Raw genomic sequence first — 20,984 nt, forward strand, 5'->3', positions numbered from 1 at the left:
GGGATTGTATCAATGTAGGGTTTTTTTATTTTTCTCTTTTCACCAAATGTAAAAGGACTGATAATCATATCACCTTGATAACGATTATCAGTCTTTTTGTATTTATTTTGCACTAAAACGTAAATAATTATGGGGCCTATATTTTTTACTTAACTGAAACTTGAAAGTTAAGATTAGCGCTCCTTCCCCGTGCCTCTTTATCAAAAATAAAAACGCAGGATCTCTCTGCGTTATACTTTAACTGTCAACCTGAAAAGTAAAGGAGATCCTACGCAATGAACAGTATAGAACAAATCGACACAGAAAACGATATTTCTTCATTTATTAATCTAATTGGTCTAGCTAAGTTAACTAAACAAGTCAACTTTAAGCGTAAATCTACTATTTCATTAACCATGATTATCTCTTGGCTGATGTCTGTATATTTTGCTCGGCTTTCTTTATTCAGAGCTAAAGATGACAAACGTTTTTCCGTTAGAACTGCTCGCAATGTACTTAACGATGGCAGAATCAACTGGCAAAAACTATTATGCTTGATTGCAGCCCGGCTCATTGGCTGCTTAAAACCATTTATCGATAAAAGACGCCGACTTGCTCTTATCGTTTACGATACTCTGATGGCTCGGTCTTTTTCTAAAAAGACAGAATTGCTAGCTAAAGTCTATGACCATGACAAGCATGAGTATTTGAACGGATATCGCGGTTTAACTTTAGGCTGGAGTGACGGCAATACCTTCTTGCCAGTTAACTTTGCCTTGATGTCAACCAAAACCAAGAAAAATATGATTGGAGCTGCTCCCATTACTACTGATGAACGTTCAATTTCTGGCAAAAGGAGAAATCAAGCTCAGAGAAAGATGAACGACGTAACTGTAGAGTTGATTAGACAAGCCTTACGATTAGGGGTAGAAGCTAAATACGTCTTATTCGATTCTTGGTTTTCTTCTCCAAGATTGTTTTGGATTCTAAAGAAACTCGGTTTAGATGGACTTGGCATGATTAAGAAGGGTTCAAAGATTTATTACATTTATCGCCATCGCCGCTATAGCGTTAAAGACTTGTATGATCGTTTGGCTGCTTCAAACATCTGTAAAAAGAAACATTATCTTTATTCAAGCATAGTTGAGGCTCAATATCATGGACATAGCTTTTTATTAAAGCTGGTCTTTGTCTCCAACCGTGGAAACAAGAACAAGTATTTGGTTTTAGCTACTACTCAGACAAAGCTTAGCCCTGAAGAAATCATCCAGCTTTATGGTCGTAGATAGCAAATTGAAACATATTTTAAGACGTCTAAGCAATATCTTGCTCTAGATAAATCCCAAGTTCAAAGCTATGACGGCCAATGTGGCTATATCACGGTTACAGCAATAACTTATGATCTATTGGCCTGACAGGAAAGACAAAATACAGATGATAAGACAATCGGAGATTTATTCTATCTAATGAACGAATCCTTACCTGATATTAGATTCGTAGATGCATTGGTCTACTTAATTTCAGAATTAAAAGAGCTTAAGCAGACAAGTTTTGAAAAGATAGATGAAGTAATTAGTGACTTTATTAACCAACTGCCGCGATTCATTCAAATTGCACTGAAACAGATCATATAAAAACTAATAAAGCCCAGAAAAGCTCAACAGCGACAAGACTCGGGCTTGATTTTGGTGCTTTCAAGTTTCAGTTACTTAATCAAACATTTTTTATAAATTGATTTCATCTATGTCAGATATTAACATTCCGTTTCCGTAATCATCACTACCGCTATTATTATAAATAAATATATCTTGCTCGATTCCTACCCCATCTGGATCAAATTCATCATCTACATCAACAATATATAGCCTTTTAGTTGAACCATCCTTTTGTTTTACATACGCCCATTTACCTACAAATATTTCCCAAATACTATATAAAGTGGTTTTGTTTGTTATTTTCATGTTTTTGGATTCTCTTTTCATATAGACTTTCAACTTTATTTTACTAAGTTTTTTCATAATAAGATTTCAAAAATTCAATTAAAGAGCCTATCACTCTTGACTTTACGTAGAAAAAAGGCAGGGTTTAACCTGTCTTGTCTGTTATAATATTAAGCGGTGACTAGTACCTCCCTTGAAAGAAGGTGAAAGTGTTATGCGTGATTTTTTTTACTTTGATCGTTGCACCACTCATTGTGGAACTAGTCATTAGACTGTTCGATTACTGGTGGAATAATCGTCACAACGGTCGTAACTAGTCGCCGTTTCACCTGCACACTTGGATGTTGCACCAAGTGAAAAATAAAAGCATTATCCCGATACGACAATGCTTTTTTGCGTTATACGCTTTGATTTTTTTACTTTTGTTGCTATAGCTAGCATAGCATATTAAGCACAAAAGTAAAGAAAAAAGCTAATGTGGGTAGTTATATTATCACCAGAATTAATCGGATCTATTGTGGTAATTTTCATTTATAATACGTGTTCGCAAGGAAAAACAAATTTGATGTGACCACTAATTCTTTTAGGCTTAAAATGTTCGTTATAGATGGTTCCTGAATTAAACAGGGTAAACCTTATGCCAATGTTCAAAATAAATTTCAATTGGAGGATATAAAAAATGAAAATCAGAGCTTATAAACTTAGCATTATTTTTGCAACTCTATTATATTGTGTTGCCTTAACACCTGATACTGTTAAGGCAGCAGACCATTCAATAAACTCGACATATTGGGATAAAACTAGAAAAGTTATTGTTGAAAAAAACACAGTATTCAGAAAATATGACAAATTACGCTATAGATTTACAAAAGGGATCAAAAAATTCCATGTTAATGATATTATAAAGCTTAGACGAGCTGGAGAATTTCAAGGTTGGGTTCTTGCTGGAACTAAATCTGGTAGTCGCTATTGGTGGATTTCTACAAAATCCAACAGTAAATGGATGTCTGAATATTTTAAACAACACAAGGAAAATTGGACCGGTAATACATACACAGATTTTTATGGTAATAAGTTTACTGTGAAGAAATTAGAAAGAATATCCGTTTTTAACTATGATAATACTACAAACCAGCCTGATGAAATAGATTTGGTTTTAACAGCCAAGTTAAGTAGTGCTTATAAGAAAATAAAGCCTTCAAGTTGGTTAGAATCAAGTCTATATATCTATCCATTTGGCACTAATTCAGATCATACATTAATAAATGGAACTGAGGATACTATCTTGAAAGACGACGATCAATTTGCTGATCTCCTCTCAGAACGTGATGATACACTACCTAAGGATTATTACACTACATTTAAGATAGTTCTCACTGGTGATGATGTTGATCTTAATGCTTCGAGCTATATTTTTGATGATGGCGAAGGTCATAATATCGAAATTCCTGTAACAAATGCTAAAGCTAATATTGATGTCGAAGACTGACAGTTGACCATATTGTTGAAACTTTCAATGAATTTATTGTTTATTATAGATATACTTTTATTGATCAAAAATCCAATTAAAATTCTTATCATACATAACTTAACGAAAAAAGTGCTAGAAATCATCGTTTTCAGTAACGCATTTCTAACACTTTTTAATTTTAAAATTTTTTCTAGACTCTAGTTTTTAGCTTACTTTTTCTAGTCGTTACACCTTCTTAGTGTTTCCACTAAGCTTGGCTCGGGATTAGCATATTATTTAAATAAATTATTGAAGAAAGAAAATACTCCATAGAAGAACATGATAATTAAGAAAATGGCTAGATAGAAAATATCAAGTATTAAATCATTGAGCCACTTTATGTGTAGCAAAATAAAATCGATGAATATAAAGTACAATGCAGCCACAATAAGATAAGCGATTATGTTTACTATCCAACCTTTTAAACCAAGCTCTACATCATATCATCCAATTTTGTGTCCTCTTTTTTAAGCCTTGATGTAATGAATTTTACTCCAAAGCTTTCCCGACTTTTTTCTTTTACGCTTCTTCTTTTTTGGTTTGACCAGATTATTCTCGATTTGTAATTTATCATTTTCTTGAGCTGCATACCATTCTCCCGAACCAACTCCATCAAATTCATCATATAAATGAGTACTATAGTCTATCATCTGATCACCTTACAGCTTCTTTTTTTAAATAGTATTATTTGAAAAACCACATCCTAAGTAACATATTTTTAAATCAATCACCGTAAAGCTTTCTTTCTAAAGCTTCAGTAAGTAAAGCGGAAAAATCGATTCCTTGTTCTACTCCCAAATCATTCAATCGTTTCGGAATAGTAAGAGTTTTTTTAACAACCTGATCATCCCAAATTCGCTTGTACCTTGAGATATTCACTGTTACCAAAGTTACAGTTTCATTTTCTTTTGCCTTGGGCATCTTCGTATTTGAAGGTGGTAATTCCCTCACCAATGACTGCGATGCAATTAAATCTTCTCCCATTAAAATTGCCTCGATAAATGTTCTACCTTGAGTATAGGAATCAAGATCAGGGACATAAACAAGATATGGAATTTTTTCTTCATCATCTTTCGTAATTATAATAGGAAAAACTACAATTTTATCTTCTTTCATTTTCAAGCTCGTGGTTCATTGAATCAACCGCTTTTCCTCCATATATAAATTATACTACCGCCTTTATTCTTCCATTAAAAAAACGATCAACTCTCGTTAATCGCTCTATCCTGTCTTTAACAATTAAATTGTTGGCATTAAATATATCCATACCCAATAAAGCGACATCACTACAATTCCCAAATAGGCAATTGTCGACATAAATTGTTCCGCAAAGCCACCAACTTTATAATGGAATAAAGGTTTACCGCTTCTTTTTATAAATGGTGCTAGCCAATCTACTCCCTGATTGCTAAAACTGTCCTCAAGCAAATGTAAAAAATATCCCAGGACTAATCCTAGCCAAATACATGACCAATAATTATTGACCATATTTGGCTCAATTCTAATCGTGGATACATGGTTCATCAGCCAATACATCCCCCACGAAAACAGTATCCATCCCAAGAGCGAATGAGTAATACCACGATGACGAAAAATCAGACTAAAATTGATTATAGATTTTCTACTTGCTTTACTATTATATTGATCTAAATCTGGTAAAGAAGAACCAATTCCCGTTGCTAATAAAATCACTAAATTTGGAAGTGGATTTTTTAAAACTAAATTCGTTGCCAATAAACCCATCTCAACAATCGCAATACTACATATTCGATGTGATCTTGCTAACATGAATTGTCCTCCTTTCACAGATTTTATATATCAAATTGTATTATACAATTATCCAGATAAAAGTACATCCTTATTGCACAATATTCTTATTATAATAATGACGTTTCTTTTTATTGGGGAAGGGTTACAATTAAATTGAAAACGTTTTTTATGAAAGGATCTTATTAACTATGTGTACTTCGATTATCTTCAGTCCTAAAAATCACTACTTTGGACGAAATCTTGATTTAGATATTTCTTATGGTCAAAAAGTTGTCATTACTCCTCGCAACTATCAATTTGATTTTCGCAAAGAAAATTCTATATCTCATCACTTCGCTATCATCGGAATTGCCCTTGTAGCCAACGATTATCCCCTTTATTTTGATGCTGCTAATGAAGCCGGTCTTGGAATGGCAGGACTAAATTATCCCGGCAACGCTTACTATCAGGAGACTCTTTCATTAACCAAAGCAAACATCAGTCCCTTTGAATTCATTCCTTGGGTACTAAGTCAATGCTCAAACTTAACAGAAGCAGAAGCACTAATTGTCAAAACCAATTTAGTAGCAATCAACTTTAGTGAAAAAATGCCACTCGCATCCCTTCACTGGCTTTTAGCCGACAAAACCGGTCAAGCTTTAGTTGTAGAAGCTGATCGTGATGGGCTTCACCTTTATCATAATGAAGTTGGCGTTCTTACCAATAATCCGCAATTTCCTAAGCAACGATTTGCACTAAATATTTATCGTAATCTTAGTGTTCAACCAACCGCTAATACTTTTGCTTCGAATATTGACCTTACCCCATATAGCAGTGGCATGGGATCCGTCAACTTACCTGGTGGACTTGATTCGGTTTCTCGTTTTGTCAGAGCAACTTTCAATTTACATCATGCACCTAAGAGCGAAAACAACGCTGAAAATATTAATACCTACTTTCACATTCTGAAATCAGTTGAACAACAAAAAGGGCTTAATAAATTAGATAATGGCCAAGATGAATTCACAATTTATTCTGATTGTTTCGATCTCGATCAAAATTGTTTTTACTACACTACTTACAATAACTCACAGATTTCACAAGTAAGCTTAGCACATGAAGATTTAGAAGATTCAAACTTGATTAGTTATTCCATTAGTGATCAACCTAACTTCAGAGAGGTAAATTAATTCTTAAGTTTCATCGAAGTTGGCTGATTTCTTACTACTTTGTTGGTAAAATATTCGTACTAATAGAAATTTTAAGGAACAGGTTTAAAAATCATATGAGTTTAACCATTTTTGGAATTTCTCTAAGTACTCTGTTGTTTTTGATTTTCAATATCAAAAATTCTCGTCGCTTCAATCTTTTTGATCATTGGCTCCATCGTAAACTAGTTCGCGATCGTGATGGTTTTAGTTGGCAAGTCATTGCTTTTTTAAATGATCCTAAACTAATGGTAGTTTGGGCAGTTTTGCTTGCCAGTACATTGATTGACCAAAATCGAAATCATACTGCGATGTGGGTACTCGGAACACTTGGATTTACGGATTTAATTGGTATCTTTCTAAAAAGGACAATTCGTCGTAAGCGACCAATTATGCATTCAGAATTAGAATCAGGATATAGTTTCCCTAGCGGCCATGTTTTGGGCTCAACTACAATGACTCTTATCCTTTTACATTTATTCGGACCTAAGTATGGCATTGGCTTAAGCGTTTTTTTAATTGCTATCTGGTTGATGGTGGTAATTTCGCGACTTAGTCTTAAGGCTCATTACCCATCAGACGTTGTCGGTGCAACTAGTTTAGCCATTATTTGCTTCTCAATTGCTAGTAATTTCATTTAAAAAAAGACTTCTCAGTCTGAGTCAACCAACTCAAGCTTGAGAAGTCTTATTTTTTATGATTCAAATCCAACCATGATACCACCTTGCTCGGCATAAAAACTGCACAACCCACGAGTTTTACGGATCAAAATCTGAGCAGATGGAAATTCTTCGATCAATAAATCACGAATTCTTTCACTGTCAACTTTATTCTCACAATGGTCAATGATAACTCGTCCACCATGATAACCCTCTAATTTCATTTGCTTTACCAGTTCTTTGACAGCTTTTTTACTGCCTCGAGCTTTGGCAAGTTGTTCCAAAGTTCCTTCCTTACTAGCTTGACCAATGACATTGATATGCAACAGACTAGCTAATTTAACGATTGCAGGAGATACCCGTCCACTTACCGCCAAATTATGCAGCGATTGCAGAATAAACAATAAGTGCGTCTTAGTGCGAATCTGAGCAATCCTTTCTTCCAAATCAACAAAACGAAGCTCTTCTTGTAATAATTCTTCAATTCTTTCAAGAATAATTGAAAGTTCTGGCCCCGCTGAGCGTGAATCGACCACAATAACTTTACTAGTAGGGTTTTGTTCGCAATAAATATCTCTTGCCTGCATCGCAGAAGCATAAGTTCCACTTAAGCCACTAGTCATTGTCACAATAATTGCTTTTTCCGCTCCTTCAAGTGCATCAAGCCAATCTTGTAAACTGGGACAAGCTGTCTTGCCGGCCTCAGTTGTCTGCGACAGTTCCTCAAGGAAACTTGGTAAATCAATCTTGTTATCATCAACAAAGTCTTTTCCAGCCAGATTTATTTTTAGCGGTACAACTTTTAAATTTCGATTTGTTTGTTCAGTTTCATTTGAACTAGAATCGACGATTAATCTGATTTCGTTCATTAATATCTTTCTCTATTTCTATACTTAATTTAGTTTTGTAAATACTATTTCTTGAAATAATACCGCAAAAATTCATTTTAGTAAAATTTAAAATGTAAACCGTTTTCATATGTTTACAGGATCACAAAGTTAAGCTAAAATTTGTGATGTAGATGAGAAGCAAGTTGCTTCCACGACGTGACGTTTACTTTAGATTTCACGTCACTGATTTTTAGGAGGTTTTTTGATGTTAAAATCAGTCATTGAAAATGTTCATGCACTTGAAATTTTTGACTCACGTGGTAACCCAACTGTTGAAGTTTTCGTTACTCTTTCAAACGGTGTAGTTGGTAAAGCTGAAGTTCCATCAGGTGCTTCAACTGGTGAAAACGAAGCTGTTGAATTACGTGATGGTGGTAGCCGTCTTGGTGGTAAGGGCGTTATGAACGCTGTTAACAACGTTAACACTGAAATCGCTAAGGCTTTGAAGGGTATGGATCCTCACAACCAACCATTAGTTGACAAGACTATGATCGAATTAGACGGTACTCCAAACAAGGGTCGTCTTGGTGCTAACGCTATCTTAGGTGTATCTATGGCTACTGCTGCTGCAGCTGCTAAGGATACTCACCAACCTTTGTACCGTTACCTTGGTGGTACTGACCTTGAAATGCCTCAAACTTTCCACAACGTTATCAACGGTGGTGAACACGCTGACAACGGTATCGACATTCAAGAATTCATGATCACTCCAGTTAATAAGACTTCATTCCGTGATGGTTTTGAAAAGATCGTTAACACTTACCACACCTTGAAGAAGGTTTTGGAAGACATGGGTTACGAAACTGGTTTAGGTGACGAAGGTGGTTTCGCTCCTAACATGAAGAACTCTGAAGAAGCTTTGAAGGCTTTGCACGAATCAATCATCAAGGCTGGTTACAAGCCAGGTGAAGATATCGCTATTGCCTGCGACTGTGCTGCTTCATACTTCTACAACAAGGAAGACGGTAAGTACCACCTTGAAGGTAAGGTTCTTACTGGTGACGAATTAAGCGACTACTATGACAAGCTTCTTGACGAATTCCCAGAATTAATTTCTATGGAAGACCCATACGACGAAAACGATGTTGAAGGTATGGTTAAGTTTACTCAAAGTCACAAAGATCGTCTTCAAATCGTTCTTGACGACTTCATTTGTACTAACCCTAAGCTTTTGAACAAGGCTATTCACGAAGGTGCTGGTAACGCTTCATTAATCAAGTTGAACCAAATCGGTACTGTTACTGAAACTCTTGAAACTATTCGTTTGTCACGTAAGAATGGTTACAACACTATGATTTCTCACCGTTCAGGTGAAACTGGTGACACTTTCATTGCTGACCTTGCTGTTGCTGTTAACGGTGGTCAATTGAAGACTGGTGCTCCAGCTCGTTCAGAACGTGTTGAAAAGTATAACCGTTTGCTTGAAATCGAAGAAGAACTTGGTGAAGGCGAACGTTTGGCATTCTTCCCAGACAACGTTGACTTAGACTAATTTGTTTAAGCATTAATCAAAAAACGTCCGAAAATTTCGGACGTTTTTTTACTTAAAATAAATCTATCACTCTCGCAATTAACGGCGAGAGTTTTTCTTTTCTCCAAATTAACTGTAAATGAGTTTGCCAACTTGAATGAGTAATTGGCAAATATTCTTCATTGGCGTATAGCGAAGCAATTGCTTCTGGCACTAAAGCCAGCCCCATTCCCTGTTTAGCCCATAAGATTGCTGTTCGGGAGTCATCACATTTAACTGCATAAAACGGTCTTGATCCCATATGAGCAAAACTAGCATTAAAGATACTCTCAAATCGACGATAAATAATCAATGGTTCATTCGTAAGATCGTTTAAAGTTAATCGTTCTTTTTTCAGAATACTTTGATCGCTAGTAACTGCTACCATTTGTTCAGTAGTTAATTCTTTATAATCAAGTCCAGTGTGATCAAATGGTGTGCGGACAATTCCTAAATCAATTTTTCCACTGCGTATGCCATCGATAATTCCGTATGTATTATCTTCAAAAATATCAAAAGCAATATCCGGATAAAATTGCTTCAACTCTTGAAATCTTGCCGACGGCAATTCCCCAACTGATGAAGAAGCCGAGCCGATTCTAATACTTCCTAACTCTCCTTTTTCAGTTTTGCTTACCTGGTTCTTGGCTTTTTGTGCCAAACTTACAATTTCTTCCGCATATCCCTGTAATTCCTTACCTGCATCCGTTAATTCCACACCATGTGATCCTCTAATGAACAGTTTGGTATCTAATTCTTTTTCTAACTGCTTTAATTGATAGCTTAAAGGGGGCTGGGCAACAAAAAGCCGTTTAGCAGCTGCTGTTACTTGTTTTTCTTCCGCAACTGCTAAAAAATATTCAAGCTGCTTTAAATCCATTTCAATTCACCCCACTACTGATATCTAAATTTTAGATATCACTTATTTTATACTGGTATTTTATCAATAACAAGAACTGTGATAACTTAGTTAATGAAGAAAACGGAGGAATTATAATGAATCAAAAAATACATGGTCTTACTTCTGAAGAAGCCAAAACATTGTTAACAAAAAATGGTTTAAATGAAGTTCCAGAACCAAAATATAATTTCTAGAAAGAATTTGCTAGTAAATTATGGAATTTGTCAGCCTGGATTCTAGAAGCTGCTTTAATTCTTGAATTTATTCTAGGAAAGCAAATTCAAGCGTTGTTTGTTCTTGGAATGTTATTATTCGCTGCCTGGAATGGCGCTTCAAAGAAAAAACAATCACGTAAAGTTTTAGACAGTATTTCTCATCAACTCACACCGACTGTTGTAGTCGAACATGATGGCAAATGGATTAAGCTTAATTCTAAGCAATTAGTTGTTGGTGATTTGGTAAGTCTACAACGCGGTGATATTTTAGCTGCTGATGCTAAAATCGTTGAAGGAAATCTAGCCTTTGATGAAAGCTCGATTACTGGTGAATCTAAAGCTGTTAAGAAGCAAGTCGATGAAACGGCCTATTCTGGCACTACAGTAGTTGAAGGACATGGTCTTGCCATTATTACCGCAACTGGAAAAAATTCACGTTCGGGAAAAACTATCAATCTGATCAATAATTCAGCTGCTCCTGGTCATTTGCAAATTCTCTTGACCAAAATTATTTATTATCTATGTTTATTAGATGGTATTTTGACCTTAGTTATCATCATCGCTTCATTTGTCAAAGGTGGTAATTTTGCTACCTTCTTAGATATGTTGCCTTTCCTTGCAATGATGTTTATTGCTTCAATTCCGGTTGCAATGCCATCAACCTTTGCTTTGTCAAATTCCTTTGAGGCTACCCGTTTAAGCAAAGAAGGGGTCTTAACTGCTGACTTAACAGGAATCCAAGATGCAGCCAATTTAAATCTTCTGCTTCTGGACAAAACTGGTACAATCACTGAAAACAAGACGGCAGTCGCCAACTGGACTAATTTTAGCGATTTAACTGATGCTGAAATTTTACGACTAACAAGCAGCGCTACCGATCAACGTAATCAAAGCATTATTGACCAAGCACTAGATAAATATATTACAAAGCAAGGCATCAAATACCAAACACCAGAAAGTTTTACTCCATTCACATCTGATACTGGTTTTTCTATGGCGGATGTTGCAAATCATAATGTTAAATTAGGTTCTTTCAAGCAACTATCTTTGATCGATCCCCATGCTAATAATCTTGTCAAAAATATTGATTTTGAAGCCGGACGATCTGTAGCTGTGTTAATCGATGATGTTTTAGCTGCCGTATTTATTTTACGCGACCGCGTTCGTGATGATTCTAAAGCAGCTCTGGAAGAACTTAAGAAGCGTGGCATTCAACCAATTATGTTAACTGGAGACAATCAAAAGACGGCTGCTGCAGTTGCAAAAGAAGTTGCCTTAACTGGGAAAGTTATTTCGATTCATGATTTCAATGATCAAGTTTCTCCTGATGAATTAGCCGGCATTGCTGATGTTTTGCCAGAAGATAAATTGCGAATGGTCAAATATTTCCAAAAACAAGGCTATATTGTAGGAATGACTGGTGATGGTGTCAATGATTCACCTGCTCTAAAACAAGCTGAAGTCGGTATTGCAGTATCAAATGCAGCAGACGTGGCTAAAAAATCAAGTAAAATGGTGTTGCTTGATGATGGTTTAACATCCATAATTAAAATTTTGGATGCCGGTCACAGAGTATATCAACGAATGACAACTTGGTCCTTGACTAAATTAGCCAGAACCGCTGAGCTGACTATGTTGATGACTTTTGGCTACCTTTTCTATGAATACATGCCTCTTGCTTTAAACGCAATGGTTATCTATACCGTTATGAATAATATGGTTACGATGATGATCGGAACTGACAGAACTACTATCACCTATAAACCTGAGAATTGGAACATGGCCAGATTATCTAAAATTGCTTTTTCTCTAGCATCAGGCTGGACTATTCTGGGAATGGCCTTTATCTGGTTCTTAAATACCCATGGCTGGTCTCACGGAACGATTTCCACGATGGTTTACGTTTATCTAGTTCTAAGTGCAATGTTGATTGTTTTGATCACCAGAACTAAGAAATTCTTCTGGCAAGATTATCCATCTAAATTAGTTGGGTGGGTTCAAATTATTGATGTTCTTTTAACATTTATTCTTGCACTATTTGGTTTAGCTATGACTAAGATCTCATTAACCAATTTATTAATTACTGTTTTTGTAGCCCTTGTAGCAGCTGTTATTATTGATCTGTTCTACCAACCAATTATGAAAAATCGTTAATTAAAAAAGACATTGTCTACTCGGCAATGTCTTTTTCGTATCTTAAACTAATTTTTCCATTTCTAAGGCCATAAATACCGTCACAATCAGAATATCAGCACAACCACCAATAGTATAATTATGGGCCACAAAAATATCATTTAATTCATGTAAATATTGCATCCCCTCAGGACTCTTACTGCCTCCAAGCTCAAAATAGCGCTGCATTGCTTGCTTAAGCCAAGAAAGCTGATCAATTCCTCCAGAGCGTTTGATAAATGTCGTATCTGGTATTTCCGCAGCTATTTTCATTAACGTATCAAGTAACCGTTGATTGGTTGTTCCTGTAGCCCTAATTAAAAATGGCAAAGCTATTTGCTCAACAACTTGATAGCCCGATTCTGCCATTTCTCGAGCTCCAGCAATTCCATATTGCTTATAAATCGTTGCCCCTACAGTTGTATAGTGTTGAACCTGTTTTAAATCACGTTCCACCAATCCAGCACACATTTGTTTGATAACTGAAAAGACGTTCAAATTATTTTTATCAGCATAACTTTTGGCACAGACAAAAATACCTAAGGCAAAAATTGCGCCTTTATGAGTATTGACTCCCTGGGTTGCTCGAAACATTTGTCTTTCTGCAAGTATACCGGCTTTACGAAGATTCTGAAACAATACTGTAAGATCAGCTTCTTGAAACTGCTCTCCAAGTTTAGCTGCTTCTATAAAATAATCTTCTAGTGCCAACGAACTACTGATAAAAGTAAAAGCATCCATATCACTATGTGAGCCATTGTTACTTGGATCGACAAGACCTGGCTTGGGTTCAGTAACAACTTCATATAATAATGCCTTTATTGCATGATTAACTATCTCTTTTGTCATTGTCCACTAAACTCTACTCTTCTTTTCTTCATAAATATAAAAAATCCATGCAATAACACCAAAAGCAACAGGACCAATTGCTGTCCAAAATGATGTTGCATAATCGCCCGTAAATAATGGTTCAATACAAGTGAAGATTATACCAATAGCCACGACTAACCAAACAACTATCGTAACAAGCCAAATATTATAAGGCTTATGAATGAATACAAATGGACGATCTAGATTTTGCTTCATCTTAAAGAATGGAAATGCTCCAATTAGGAACAAATATGGTGCTGAAGACGAAACATTCATCATATCCATCAAAATTGTATAAAACTGATTGGCAGCATTACCGCCAAAGGAAATAAAGAGAATAATAACACTTACGATAACTGCTTGAATCCACATTGAACGTTCTGGCATCCCATGCTTATTTAATTCAACCAGTTTTTTGGGAAGCAGTTTAGGATCGCAACCCTCAATAAATGACTTAATTGGTGAATAAACCATCAAGAAAGCAGCTGAAATGCCTGCTAAAACATCAGCTAACCCAGCAAATCGAGAAAATACTTGCCCAAGAGCAAGTGCAGCTGAATGGGACAAACCCAATCCATGTCCTGTTTCAATCCCAAGATTGTTGATTAAAACATACTCTACATTAGCTAAGTCCACGCTTTTACCACCAAGCAAATCTTGCCAATTTGCCGCTACGCCACACATAAAAATGTTTAAAACATATAGACTAGTCATGGCAATCATCGCAATAATCAAAGCCTTGGGGAAAGTCTTTTCTGGCTTATCAACTGAATCAATCACTCCAGCTGAAGTTTCTAGCCCACCATAAGCAAAGAGCGCATAAACAATAAAGGATACAACCGCAATTGGCGATTGAAATGCAGGATTTGGTGATTTAAGTAACGCATGAGTGGTAACCGGTTCAGCTAATTGCCCATGATTCAAGATAAAGACGAAAATTGAAACTAAGGTAAAACCGATTGTTATTGCTAAGGTGAAAATTCCACCAATGTTGCTGACAGCAGCTATTTTGTCTACACCTTTTACGGCAAAGAAGGTTACTACCAACAAAAATATGACTTCAAGCAGTCCCAACGTTTCTGTTGAAGATAAACCGAAGATATGCCAACTTTGAGTATTATCATAACCAAAAAAAGTAGTTGCAACCGATACTAAGAAAAATTGTGTTGACGAAACCAACCAAACAACCCAGGCTGCAAGCCAAATAAAAGTTCCAATAAAAGCCGTTTTTTCATTAACTGAACCTCTAAGCCAAGAAAAGATTCCGCCTCTTACCCCTTTAAAGGCAGCACCGTATTCTGCAAAAATCAGCGCTGATGGTAAAAAGAATAACAAAGCAGTTATAATATACCAAACGATACTTGCATACCCCATTTGGTAATATGCAGTCAATGAATTACTAAATCCATAAATTCCTGAAAAAATCAGCAAAACTAAACTTCCTAGTTTAATTTTGACAGACGAACCAGATTTCATAACAAATATAAATTCCTTCCTAATATAACAACAATTACTACTCTACTACTTATTGAAGGAATTTACACTATCACTTTTAAATTAATTCAAAATCAGATAATTTTTTTGAAATTTTATATAAAAAAGGTGCTATCCAAAGATAACACCTTAAATAAGAATATTTTTGTCTTAAGCTCCATGATATTGAACTAGACTAAAGATATCTACTCCCGGTAATTTATCGCGACCATTAAGATCAGGAAGCTCAATATAGAAAGCAGCACCTACAAGTTCGCCACCTAAACGTTCAATCAGCTCTTTTGAAGCCCGCAAAGTACCAGCTGTTGCCATTAAATCATCGCAGACAACAACACGCTGACCAGGCTTAATAGCATCCTTATGCATTTCAAGGCTATTTGAACCATATTCCAAATCATAAGAAGCTCGTTCTACTTCACGAGGTAGCTTATGAGGTTTTCTGGCAGGAACAAAACCTACTCCTAATTCTATTGCAACTGGACATCCTACAATAAAGCCACGTGCCTCAGGTCCTACAATAACATCAGCATTTCTGCTTTTTGCATATTCAGCTAATCTCTTTGTTGCTTCTCTGTACAAAGTTGGATCCTGTAAAATTGGCGTAATATCACGGAAAACAATGCCTTTGTTAGGAAAATCCTTTACGCTTGCAATATGCTCTTTAAAATCAATAGCCATAAGAAGAAAAACCTCCATTTTGTTTGTGTTAATTTTTAAACACGTTTGACTTAACTATTCTACCAGATATTAAAACAAAAATCAGCAAAAACTGAACTTTTTGAGATTATCCAAGCTTATTATTAACATATTCAAGGAGCTGTCTACTTGGCATATTGCGTAACACCTTAGTAAATTTTAATTGTGCGTTAGTTGCTAATAGGTACTTTGAATTAGTCAAAGGATGTTTAACTGGATTATTAACTGGAACTAACAATTGCTTCTCTAACTTGATAAAGCCTAATTCAAAAAATACTCGCAATATAAACATAATTGTTTCTGGTTCAAGATGCAAATAGTCGGAAGCAGCTTGATACTCCTCAGGTACTAATCCTGGATGAGCATATACGTATTTTAAAACATCCGCAAATTGCGTTTTATTAGGGATAGCTTTTACAGGTAGCTGGTCAAGCATAAACCGCAAATACAATTGTTGATATTGATTTGTCAATACTTGATCTAATTCCGTTTGATTATGCGGAGCGTCAACTAAGGCGACTATTTCGTTTGTATTTTGGTATTCGTCTGCGAGTGCTATTTGTTCGTCCTTAATTCCCCATTTAGTTTTTGCTACCACAATATTCTTCTTATCAAAAAATAAATATTTATCTGCAAAACCTATTAAATAATTTTCTTTTCGCAAATCAATAACACGTTCTGGTCTCAACAATTTTGGTGCCTGATAGGCAATATCTTGTATAATACCTTGCAAATTCGTTTGATTTCTAAAAGTATTGATTCCGAGTTGAATATATAATCTTCCAATGTATGGGAGCAAATCTTCATGCAAATATGGTAAATTAAACCCAACTAAAGCTAATTTACTCTGCTTACCTACATTCATTCGCACATGAGTTTTATCTTTGCCAATCTTATTAAATTGACTAATCGCAGGATCAGTTAAACTAAAGACTGGAACTGGATTATCTGTACCAAATGGTCCTACCACCTGAAGTTCTTTCCATAAACCAAGCGTAAAGTTTTTTTCCTCAAGCTCAAAATCAAATTTCTTAGGTGGTAATTTTTCATCGCTATGGTGGCTAGCTTCAAATGCCTGGATAAATTCAGAAAGTCTGTTTTTTTTCAAGGATAAGCCACAGGCAAAATCGTGCCCGCCAAATTTAGTTAACAATTTGTCCTTTAGCGGGTTTAGGGCATCAAACAAGTTAAAACCTTCTGCTGATCGACCTGATCCTTTAAGTTCGCCATTGTCGCCATCTGTTAGTACAATCGTTGGTTTGTGAGTTGTTTCAACAACCTTATTAGCGACTAATCCCAAAACGCCCTCATGAAAACTAGGATCATAAATCACTTGTGTATTTTTGCTTTCCATTTTACTGCGAACCTGCGTCATACATTTAGCAAAAGTATCATTAGTTAGGTCCTTGCGTTGATTATTTAAATCTTCGATTTTATCTGCAACTAATTTAGCTTCTTCCTCACTGTCCGACATTAATAGTTCAACGGCCAAACTAGCATTTGACAAGCGACCGGTAGCATTTAATCTTGGGGCAATATTAAAGCCTACATCAGTTTCATTCAATTCGCCTAATTGTAATCCCGCATTAGCGATCAAGGCACGTAACCCTGGACGTTCAGTCTGATTTAATATCTGCAATCCTCGTTTAACAATAATATGGCCTTCTCCTGAAACTTTAACCATATCGCCCAAAGTTCCTATCATTGCTAAATCAAGCAATTCAGTCATTGAATCACCCATGAGTGCGCGACAAATTGTATAAGCTACACCAGCACCACAATAATCATCAAAAGGATATGCTTGTCCAGGATAATTACAGTGAACTAGAGCATACGGCTTCGGAACCTCACTTTGAAAAGTATGATGATCAGTTAAAATGACATCAACGCCATGTTCTTGAGCATACGCCACTTCTTTAACTCCAGTGACTCCATTATCAACAGTAATAATCAAATTAGTACCATTAGCAACTATTTCCTGATACTTCGCTAGACTTGGACCATAGCCATCTTTAAAGCGATCAGGAATGAAAAAATCAACATTTGCACCTAGGATACTCAAAGTCTCCATCATGATTGTGGTTGCAGTTATGCCATCAGCATCATAGTCTCCATAAATCATGATTTTTTCTTCATTATCAATTGCTTGATTGATTCGTTCAACTGCTTTTTCCATATCGTGCATCAAAAATGGATCTGCTAAATCGTCTTCAGTTGCATTGAACCAATAGTCAAGCTGTTCATCAGTATTTATTTCTCTCAAAGAAAACAACTTAGCCTCTATAGGACTAAGTTGATATTTCTCAATTAACTCAGGGTCAAGTTTTTCAGCTGTTCTTTTAATCCATTCCATTATTTTAATTTAAACACCTTCAAGTTATTTTGTGTTGCTTTCACTGTCTTCACTAAACTACCTCTGACTGCCCATCGATTAACGCCTCCATCAGCACAAGTTATCAAAGTTACAATCGGTTTAGTAGTATTGTCAACTAAATATACTGCATAAGGATTTACCTTTTTCTTCATATAAATCCGGTAAACGAAGACTTTCTTTAAATTTGTTAGATAAACTAATTGACCTTTTTTGGCATCTTCAAGTGGCGAAAATAGAATGCCTTTTGAAGTCATGTAGTGTCCAGCTAATGGATAATTGCCTTTACCCATTACTTGATCACTTCTCATTGTACCGCCACCTGTAGTCATCGCAGCATCAGACATCCCTAGCATGACTGGAAGATACATGTTTACATCAGGAATTGCGAGCGCACCAATTGCATATGCATCTTTGCTTGATTGCGACTTTATGGCTTCACTTAGCCCAACCTCTTTGACTTTATTAAAGTCATACATGCCTTTTTTACGTTGATTTTCTTCAATTTTTTTAACGGTCAAACTAGAAATTGCTTTAGTTTGATTATGGCTAATCAATCGATCACTAATTTGTTTATTGAAAACTAAAGCAAGTCCAACAAGCAATAAGATTACAGCAAAAACCCGTAAAAAAATTCGTTTTAAGTTCGATTTGTGTGTTGTATTTTTCATCAAACTACCTTTTCTTCCTATTATCGCTAAAAGCATTATAACAAACCTGCTTCGTGTAAAACAGTGATCGGTTTTAACTTAAATAAATTGTTAGCCTAGCAACAAAAAGATCCTAGAAACACCATGAATTTCTGTGTAAGCTAGGATCTCTAAATTATTTACCTTTAATGTCATCATCGTTCATTTTAAGAACGGCCATAAAGGCATCTTGCGGAACTTCTACTCGACCAACAGCCTTCATCCGCTTTTTACCACGTTTTTGCTTTTCGAGCAACTTTGCACGACGATCAGGATCACCGGTGTGAATCTTCCAAGTAACATCCTTACGATATGGCTTAATTGTCGCACGAGAGATTATTTTCGCACCAATCGCACCTTGAATATCAACTTCAAAGTTTTGTCTTGGAATAAGTTTCTTAAGCATTGAGGTCATTTGACGAGCTCGAACTTGAGCCTCATCTCGATGAGCAATAAAACTTAGAGCATCGACGGCATCTTTATTAAGCAAAATATCAATTTTTACCAAATTGGTTGCGCGATAGCCGGTAATCTCATAATCCAGCGAAGCATAGCCTTTGGTTGAAGACTTTAGATCATCAAAGAAATCGAAGATTATTTCAGCAAGCGGGATATTGTAAATTACGTTTACTCGATACTTATCTAAGTAATCCATCGTTACAAATTCACCACGTTTGCGTTGACATAGTTCCATTACTGGCCCAACAAAATCATTAGGCACCATTACCTCTGCTTTAACATAAGGCTCTTTAACTTCCTTATATTCGCCTGCATCCGGCAAGTCTGATGGATTATCAATCACTTTAGTCGTACCATCATTCATAATTGCATGATAGTCTACACTTGGTGCAGTCATAATCAGATCTAAATCAAATTCTTGCTCCAGTCTTTCTTGAACGACGTCCATATGTAATAAACCTAGGAACCCACATCTAAAACCAAAGCCAAGAGCAGTCGAGGTTTCCGGTTCAAATTCAAGAGCAGCATCATTTAATTGCAATTTTTGCAATGCTTCTTTTAAATCATCATATTTGGCATTATCGACAGGATACATTCCTGAAAACACCATCGGTGGGATCTGACGATAACCCGGCAATGGTTCTTCTGTTGGATTCGAAGCATCAGTAATTGTATCACCCACTCGAGTTTCACGCACTGACTTGATGTTAGCAGTAATATAACCTACATCCCCGGCAATTAAAAGGTCTTTCTTAACGGGATGTGGACTTGAAACACCGACTTCAGTAACTTCATATTCTTTCCCCGTATTCATAATCTGAATTCGGTCACCAGGTTTTACCGTTCCATCTTCTACTCTAACTGAAAGCACAACACCACGATAATCGTCATATTTGGAATCAAAGATCAACGCCTTTAACGGTGCGGTCAAATCACCGGTTGGAGCTGGGATATCTTTCACAATTTTTTCTAACATATCTTTGATGCCTTGACCAGTTTTACCAGAAACTTCTGCAGCTTCCGTTGCATCAAGTCCTAGCATTTCTTCAATTTCTTCCTTAGCGGCATCAGGATCAGCGGATGGTAGGTCAATCTTATTGATTACTGGTAAAATTTCAAGATCATCGTCAATAGCTAAATAAGTATTAGCAAGAGTTTGTGCTTGCACGCCTTGTGAAGCATCAACAACCAGTAATGCACCTTCACAGGCTGCAAGAGAGCGTGAGACCTCATAAGAAAAGTCGACGTGACCGGGAGTATCAATTAAGTGAAAAATATAGTCTTCACCATTTTCAGCATGGTATTTGACCTCTACTGAGTTCATCTTGATCGTAATTCCTCTTTGACGCTCCAAAGGCATATCATCAAGCATTTGATTTTTTAATTGTCGTTCTGAAACTGTATCCGTCAATTCCAAAATTCGATCGGCGATTGTCGATTTTCCATGATCAATGTGTGCAACGATCGAAAAATTTCGAATATGTTGTTGATAGTCTTTAAGTTTATTAATATCCATAGAAATTTGTCACCCTTAAAATTTATGTCAGTCTTATTATAACAAAGGATGTAAAAAAAGGCATTGATCTCTATTATTTGTAAGTGTCAATATTTTTGCGGTAACCCATAAACCATTAGTCTAATCTTGCTTTCTTAAATATTTATATGATTTAAA

General features: G+C 35.9%; 17 protein-coding genes and 2 pseudogenes. 7 read left to right on the forward strand and 12 right to left on the reverse strand.

Translation table 11 applies throughout. From position 1 onward, the window contains the following. Positions 1-275 precede the first annotated feature (275 nt). Positions 276-1,613: pseudogene (locus BN52_RS09075) on the forward strand (IS4 family transposase). A gap of 90 nt (positions 1,614-1,703) precedes the next feature. Here BN52_RS09075 and BN52_RS09080 read toward each other — a convergent pair. Then, positions 1,704-1,940, reverse strand: a complete 237-nt coding sequence (locus tag BN52_RS09080) for a hypothetical protein (protein ID WP_008474264.1) — start codon at positions 1,938-1,940, stop codon at positions 1,704-1,706. A gap of 197 nt (positions 1,941-2,137) precedes the next feature. Between BN52_RS09080 and BN52_RS10165 the strand changes: the two genes are divergently transcribed. Beyond that, complete coding sequence (locus tag BN52_RS10165) at positions 2,138-2,236, forward strand: type I toxin-antitoxin system Fst family toxin (protein ID WP_156640976.1); 99 nt, start codon at positions 2,138-2,140, stop codon at positions 2,234-2,236. 362 nt (positions 2,237-2,598) lie between these two features. Next, positions 2,599-3,408 (forward strand): hypothetical protein, encoded by an 810-nt coding sequence (locus BN52_RS09085; protein ID WP_008474266.1) that lies wholly within the window; start codon positions 2,599-2,601, stop codon positions 3,406-3,408. Between the two features lie 488 nt (positions 3,409-3,896). Here the strand turns inward: BN52_RS09085 and BN52_RS09090 are convergent, their stop codons facing one another. From BN52_RS09090 to BN52_RS09100, 3 genes are all read right to left on the reverse strand, one after another. Next, a complete protein-coding gene (locus tag BN52_RS09090; RefSeq protein WP_008474267.1) occupies positions 3,897-4,079 on the reverse strand; it encodes a hypothetical protein in 183 nt (60 codons plus the stop codon). Between the two features lie 73 nt (positions 4,080-4,152). Further along, positions 4,153-4,545 carry a type II toxin-antitoxin system HicB family antitoxin gene (locus BN52_RS09095; RefSeq protein ID WP_008474268.1) on the reverse strand — a complete coding sequence of 131 codons (393 nt, stop codon included), beginning with the start codon at positions 4,543-4,545 and terminating at the stop codon, positions 4,153-4,155. Between the two features lie 123 nt (positions 4,546-4,668). Next, complete coding sequence (locus BN52_RS09100) at positions 4,669-5,217, reverse strand: metal-dependent hydrolase (RefSeq protein WP_008474269.1); 549 nt, start codon at positions 5,215-5,217, stop codon at positions 4,669-4,671. Positions 5,218-5,387: 170 nt separating this feature from the next. On the opposite strand from BN52_RS09100, the gene bsh reads away from it, so the two are divergent. Both bsh and BN52_RS09110 read left to right on the forward strand, forming a co-directional pair. Next, positions 5,388-6,368, forward strand: coding sequence for a choloylglycine hydrolase (bsh, locus tag BN52_RS09105; RefSeq protein ID WP_008474271.1), 981 nt, complete (start codon positions 5,388-5,390; stop codon positions 6,366-6,368). A gap of 95 nt (positions 6,369-6,463) precedes the next feature. After that, positions 6,464-7,027 carry a phosphatase PAP2 family protein gene (locus BN52_RS09110; RefSeq protein ID WP_008474272.1) on the forward strand — a complete coding sequence of 188 codons (564 nt, stop codon included), beginning with the start codon at positions 6,464-6,466 and terminating at the stop codon, positions 7,025-7,027. 53 nt (positions 7,028-7,080) lie between these two features. Here the strand turns inward: BN52_RS09110 and BN52_RS09115 are convergent, their stop codons facing one another. Next, positions 7,081-7,914 carry a DegV family protein gene (locus BN52_RS09115; RefSeq protein WP_008474273.1) on the reverse strand — a complete coding sequence of 278 codons (834 nt, stop codon included), beginning with the start codon at positions 7,912-7,914 and terminating at the stop codon, positions 7,081-7,083. Between the two features lie 226 nt (positions 7,915-8,140). Here BN52_RS09115 and eno point away from each other — a divergent pair, with 226 nt between their 5' ends. Continuing rightward, positions 8,141-9,427, forward strand: a complete 1,287-nt coding sequence (gene eno / locus BN52_RS09120) for a phosphopyruvate hydratase (RefSeq protein ID WP_008474274.1) — start codon at positions 8,141-8,143, stop codon at positions 9,425-9,427. Between the two features lie 52 nt (positions 9,428-9,479). Here the strand turns inward: eno and BN52_RS09125 are convergent, their stop codons facing one another. Next, entirely contained in the window at positions 9,480-10,325 is an 846-nt protein-coding gene (locus BN52_RS09125; protein ID WP_008474275.1) for a LysR family transcriptional regulator, read from the reverse strand. 116 nt (positions 10,326-10,441) lie between these two features. Between BN52_RS09125 and BN52_RS09130 the strand changes: the two are divergent. Continuing rightward, a pseudogene (locus BN52_RS09130) lies at positions 10,442-12,715 on the forward strand (HAD-IC family P-type ATPase). Positions 12,716-12,757: 42 nt separating this feature from the next. Here BN52_RS09130 and citG read toward each other — a convergent pair. The 6 genes from citG to lepA all read right to left on the reverse strand — a co-directional run bounded on the left by citG (position 12,758) and on the right by lepA (position 20,828). Continuing rightward, positions 12,758-13,582: a triphosphoribosyl-dephospho-CoA synthase CitG gene (gene citG / locus BN52_RS09135; protein ID WP_008474279.1), complete on the reverse strand. Its 825-nt coding sequence runs from the start codon at positions 13,580-13,582 to the stop codon at positions 12,758-12,760. Between the two features lie 6 nt (positions 13,583-13,588). Then, the gene (gene yjeM / locus BN52_RS09140; RefSeq protein ID WP_008474280.1) at positions 13,589-15,079 is read right to left on the reverse strand and encodes a glutamate/gamma-aminobutyrate family transporter YjeM; all 1,491 of its coding nucleotides are present in this window, start codon (positions 15,077-15,079) and stop codon (positions 13,589-13,591) included. Between the two features lie 168 nt (positions 15,080-15,247). Then, entirely contained in the window at positions 15,248-15,775 is a 528-nt protein-coding gene (locus tag BN52_RS09145; protein WP_008474281.1) for an adenine phosphoribosyltransferase, read from the reverse strand. 106 nt (positions 15,776-15,881) lie between these two features. After that, positions 15,882-18,146: a single-stranded-DNA-specific exonuclease RecJ gene (recJ, locus tag BN52_RS09150; protein WP_008474282.1), complete on the reverse strand. Its 2,265-nt coding sequence runs from the start codon at positions 18,144-18,146 to the stop codon at positions 15,882-15,884. After that, a complete protein-coding gene (locus BN52_RS09155; RefSeq protein WP_008474283.1) occupies positions 18,146-18,835 on the reverse strand; it encodes a class A sortase in 690 nt (229 codons plus the stop codon). The genes recJ and BN52_RS09155 overlap by 1 nt, the downstream gene beginning before the upstream one ends. Before the next feature lie 154 nt (positions 18,836-18,989). Then, a complete protein-coding gene (gene lepA, locus BN52_RS09160) occupies positions 18,990-20,828 on the reverse strand; it encodes a translation elongation factor 4 (RefSeq protein ID WP_008474284.1) in 1,839 nt (612 codons plus the stop codon). Positions 20,829-20,984 lie beyond the last annotated feature (156 nt).

It is taken from the genome of Lactobacillus gigeriorum DSM 23908 = CRBIP 24.85 (assembly GCF_000296855.1).
Classification (GTDB): domain Bacteria; phylum Bacillota; class Bacilli; order Lactobacillales; family Lactobacillaceae; genus Lactobacillus; species Lactobacillus gigeriorum.

Bases quoted from the DNA above. Each gene is read 5' to 3' on its own strand.
- bsh (WP_008474271.1), top strand. From the start codon at position 5,388: ATGTGTACTTCGATTATCTTCAGTCCTAAAAATCACTACTTTGGACGA.
- recJ (WP_008474282.1), bottom strand. From the start codon at position 18,146: ATGGAATGGATTAAAAGAACAGCTGAAAAACTTGACCCTGAGTTAATT.
- BN52_RS09125 (WP_008474275.1), bottom strand. From the start codon at position 10,325: ATGGATTTAAAGCAGCTTGAATATTTTTTAGCAGTTGCGGAAGAAAAA.
- yjeM (WP_008474280.1), bottom strand. From the start codon at position 15,079: ATGAAATCTGGTTCGTCTGTCAAAATTAAACTAGGAAGTTTAGTTTTG.
- citG (WP_008474279.1), bottom strand. From the start codon at position 13,582: ATGACAAAAGAGATAGTTAATCATGCAATAAAGGCATTATTATATGAA.
- BN52_RS09090 (WP_008474267.1), bottom strand. From the start codon at position 4,079: ATGATAGACTATAGTACTCATTTATATGATGAATTTGATGGAGTTGGT.
- BN52_RS09080 (WP_008474264.1), bottom strand. From the start codon at position 1,940: ATGAAAATAACAAACAAAACCACTTTATATAGTATTTGGGAAATATTT.
- BN52_RS09110 (WP_008474272.1), top strand. From the start codon at position 6,464: ATGAGTTTAACCATTTTTGGAATTTCTCTAAGTACTCTGTTGTTTTTG.
- BN52_RS09145 (WP_008474281.1), bottom strand. From the start codon at position 15,775: ATGGCTATTGATTTTAAAGAGCATATTGCAAGCGTAAAGGATTTTCCT.
- BN52_RS09100 (WP_008474269.1), bottom strand. From the start codon at position 5,217: ATGTTAGCAAGATCACATCGAATATGTAGTATTGCGATTGTTGAGATG.
- eno (WP_008474274.1), top strand. From the start codon at position 8,141: ATGTTAAAATCAGTCATTGAAAATGTTCATGCACTTGAAATTTTTGAC.
- lepA (WP_008474284.1), bottom strand. From the start codon at position 20,828: ATGGATATTAATAAACTTAAAGACTATCAACAACATATTCGAAATTTT.
- BN52_RS09115 (WP_008474273.1), bottom strand. From the start codon at position 7,914: ATGAACGAAATCAGATTAATCGTCGATTCTAGTTCAAATGAAACTGAA.
- BN52_RS09155 (WP_008474283.1), bottom strand. From the start codon at position 18,835: ATGAAAAATACAACACACAAATCGAACTTAAAACGAATTTTTTTACGG.
- BN52_RS09095 (WP_008474268.1), bottom strand. From the start codon at position 4,545: ATGAAAGAAGATAAAATTGTAGTTTTTCCTATTATAATTACGAAAGAT.
- BN52_RS09085 (WP_008474266.1), top strand. From the start codon at position 2,599: ATGAAAATCAGAGCTTATAAACTTAGCATTATTTTTGCAACTCTATTA.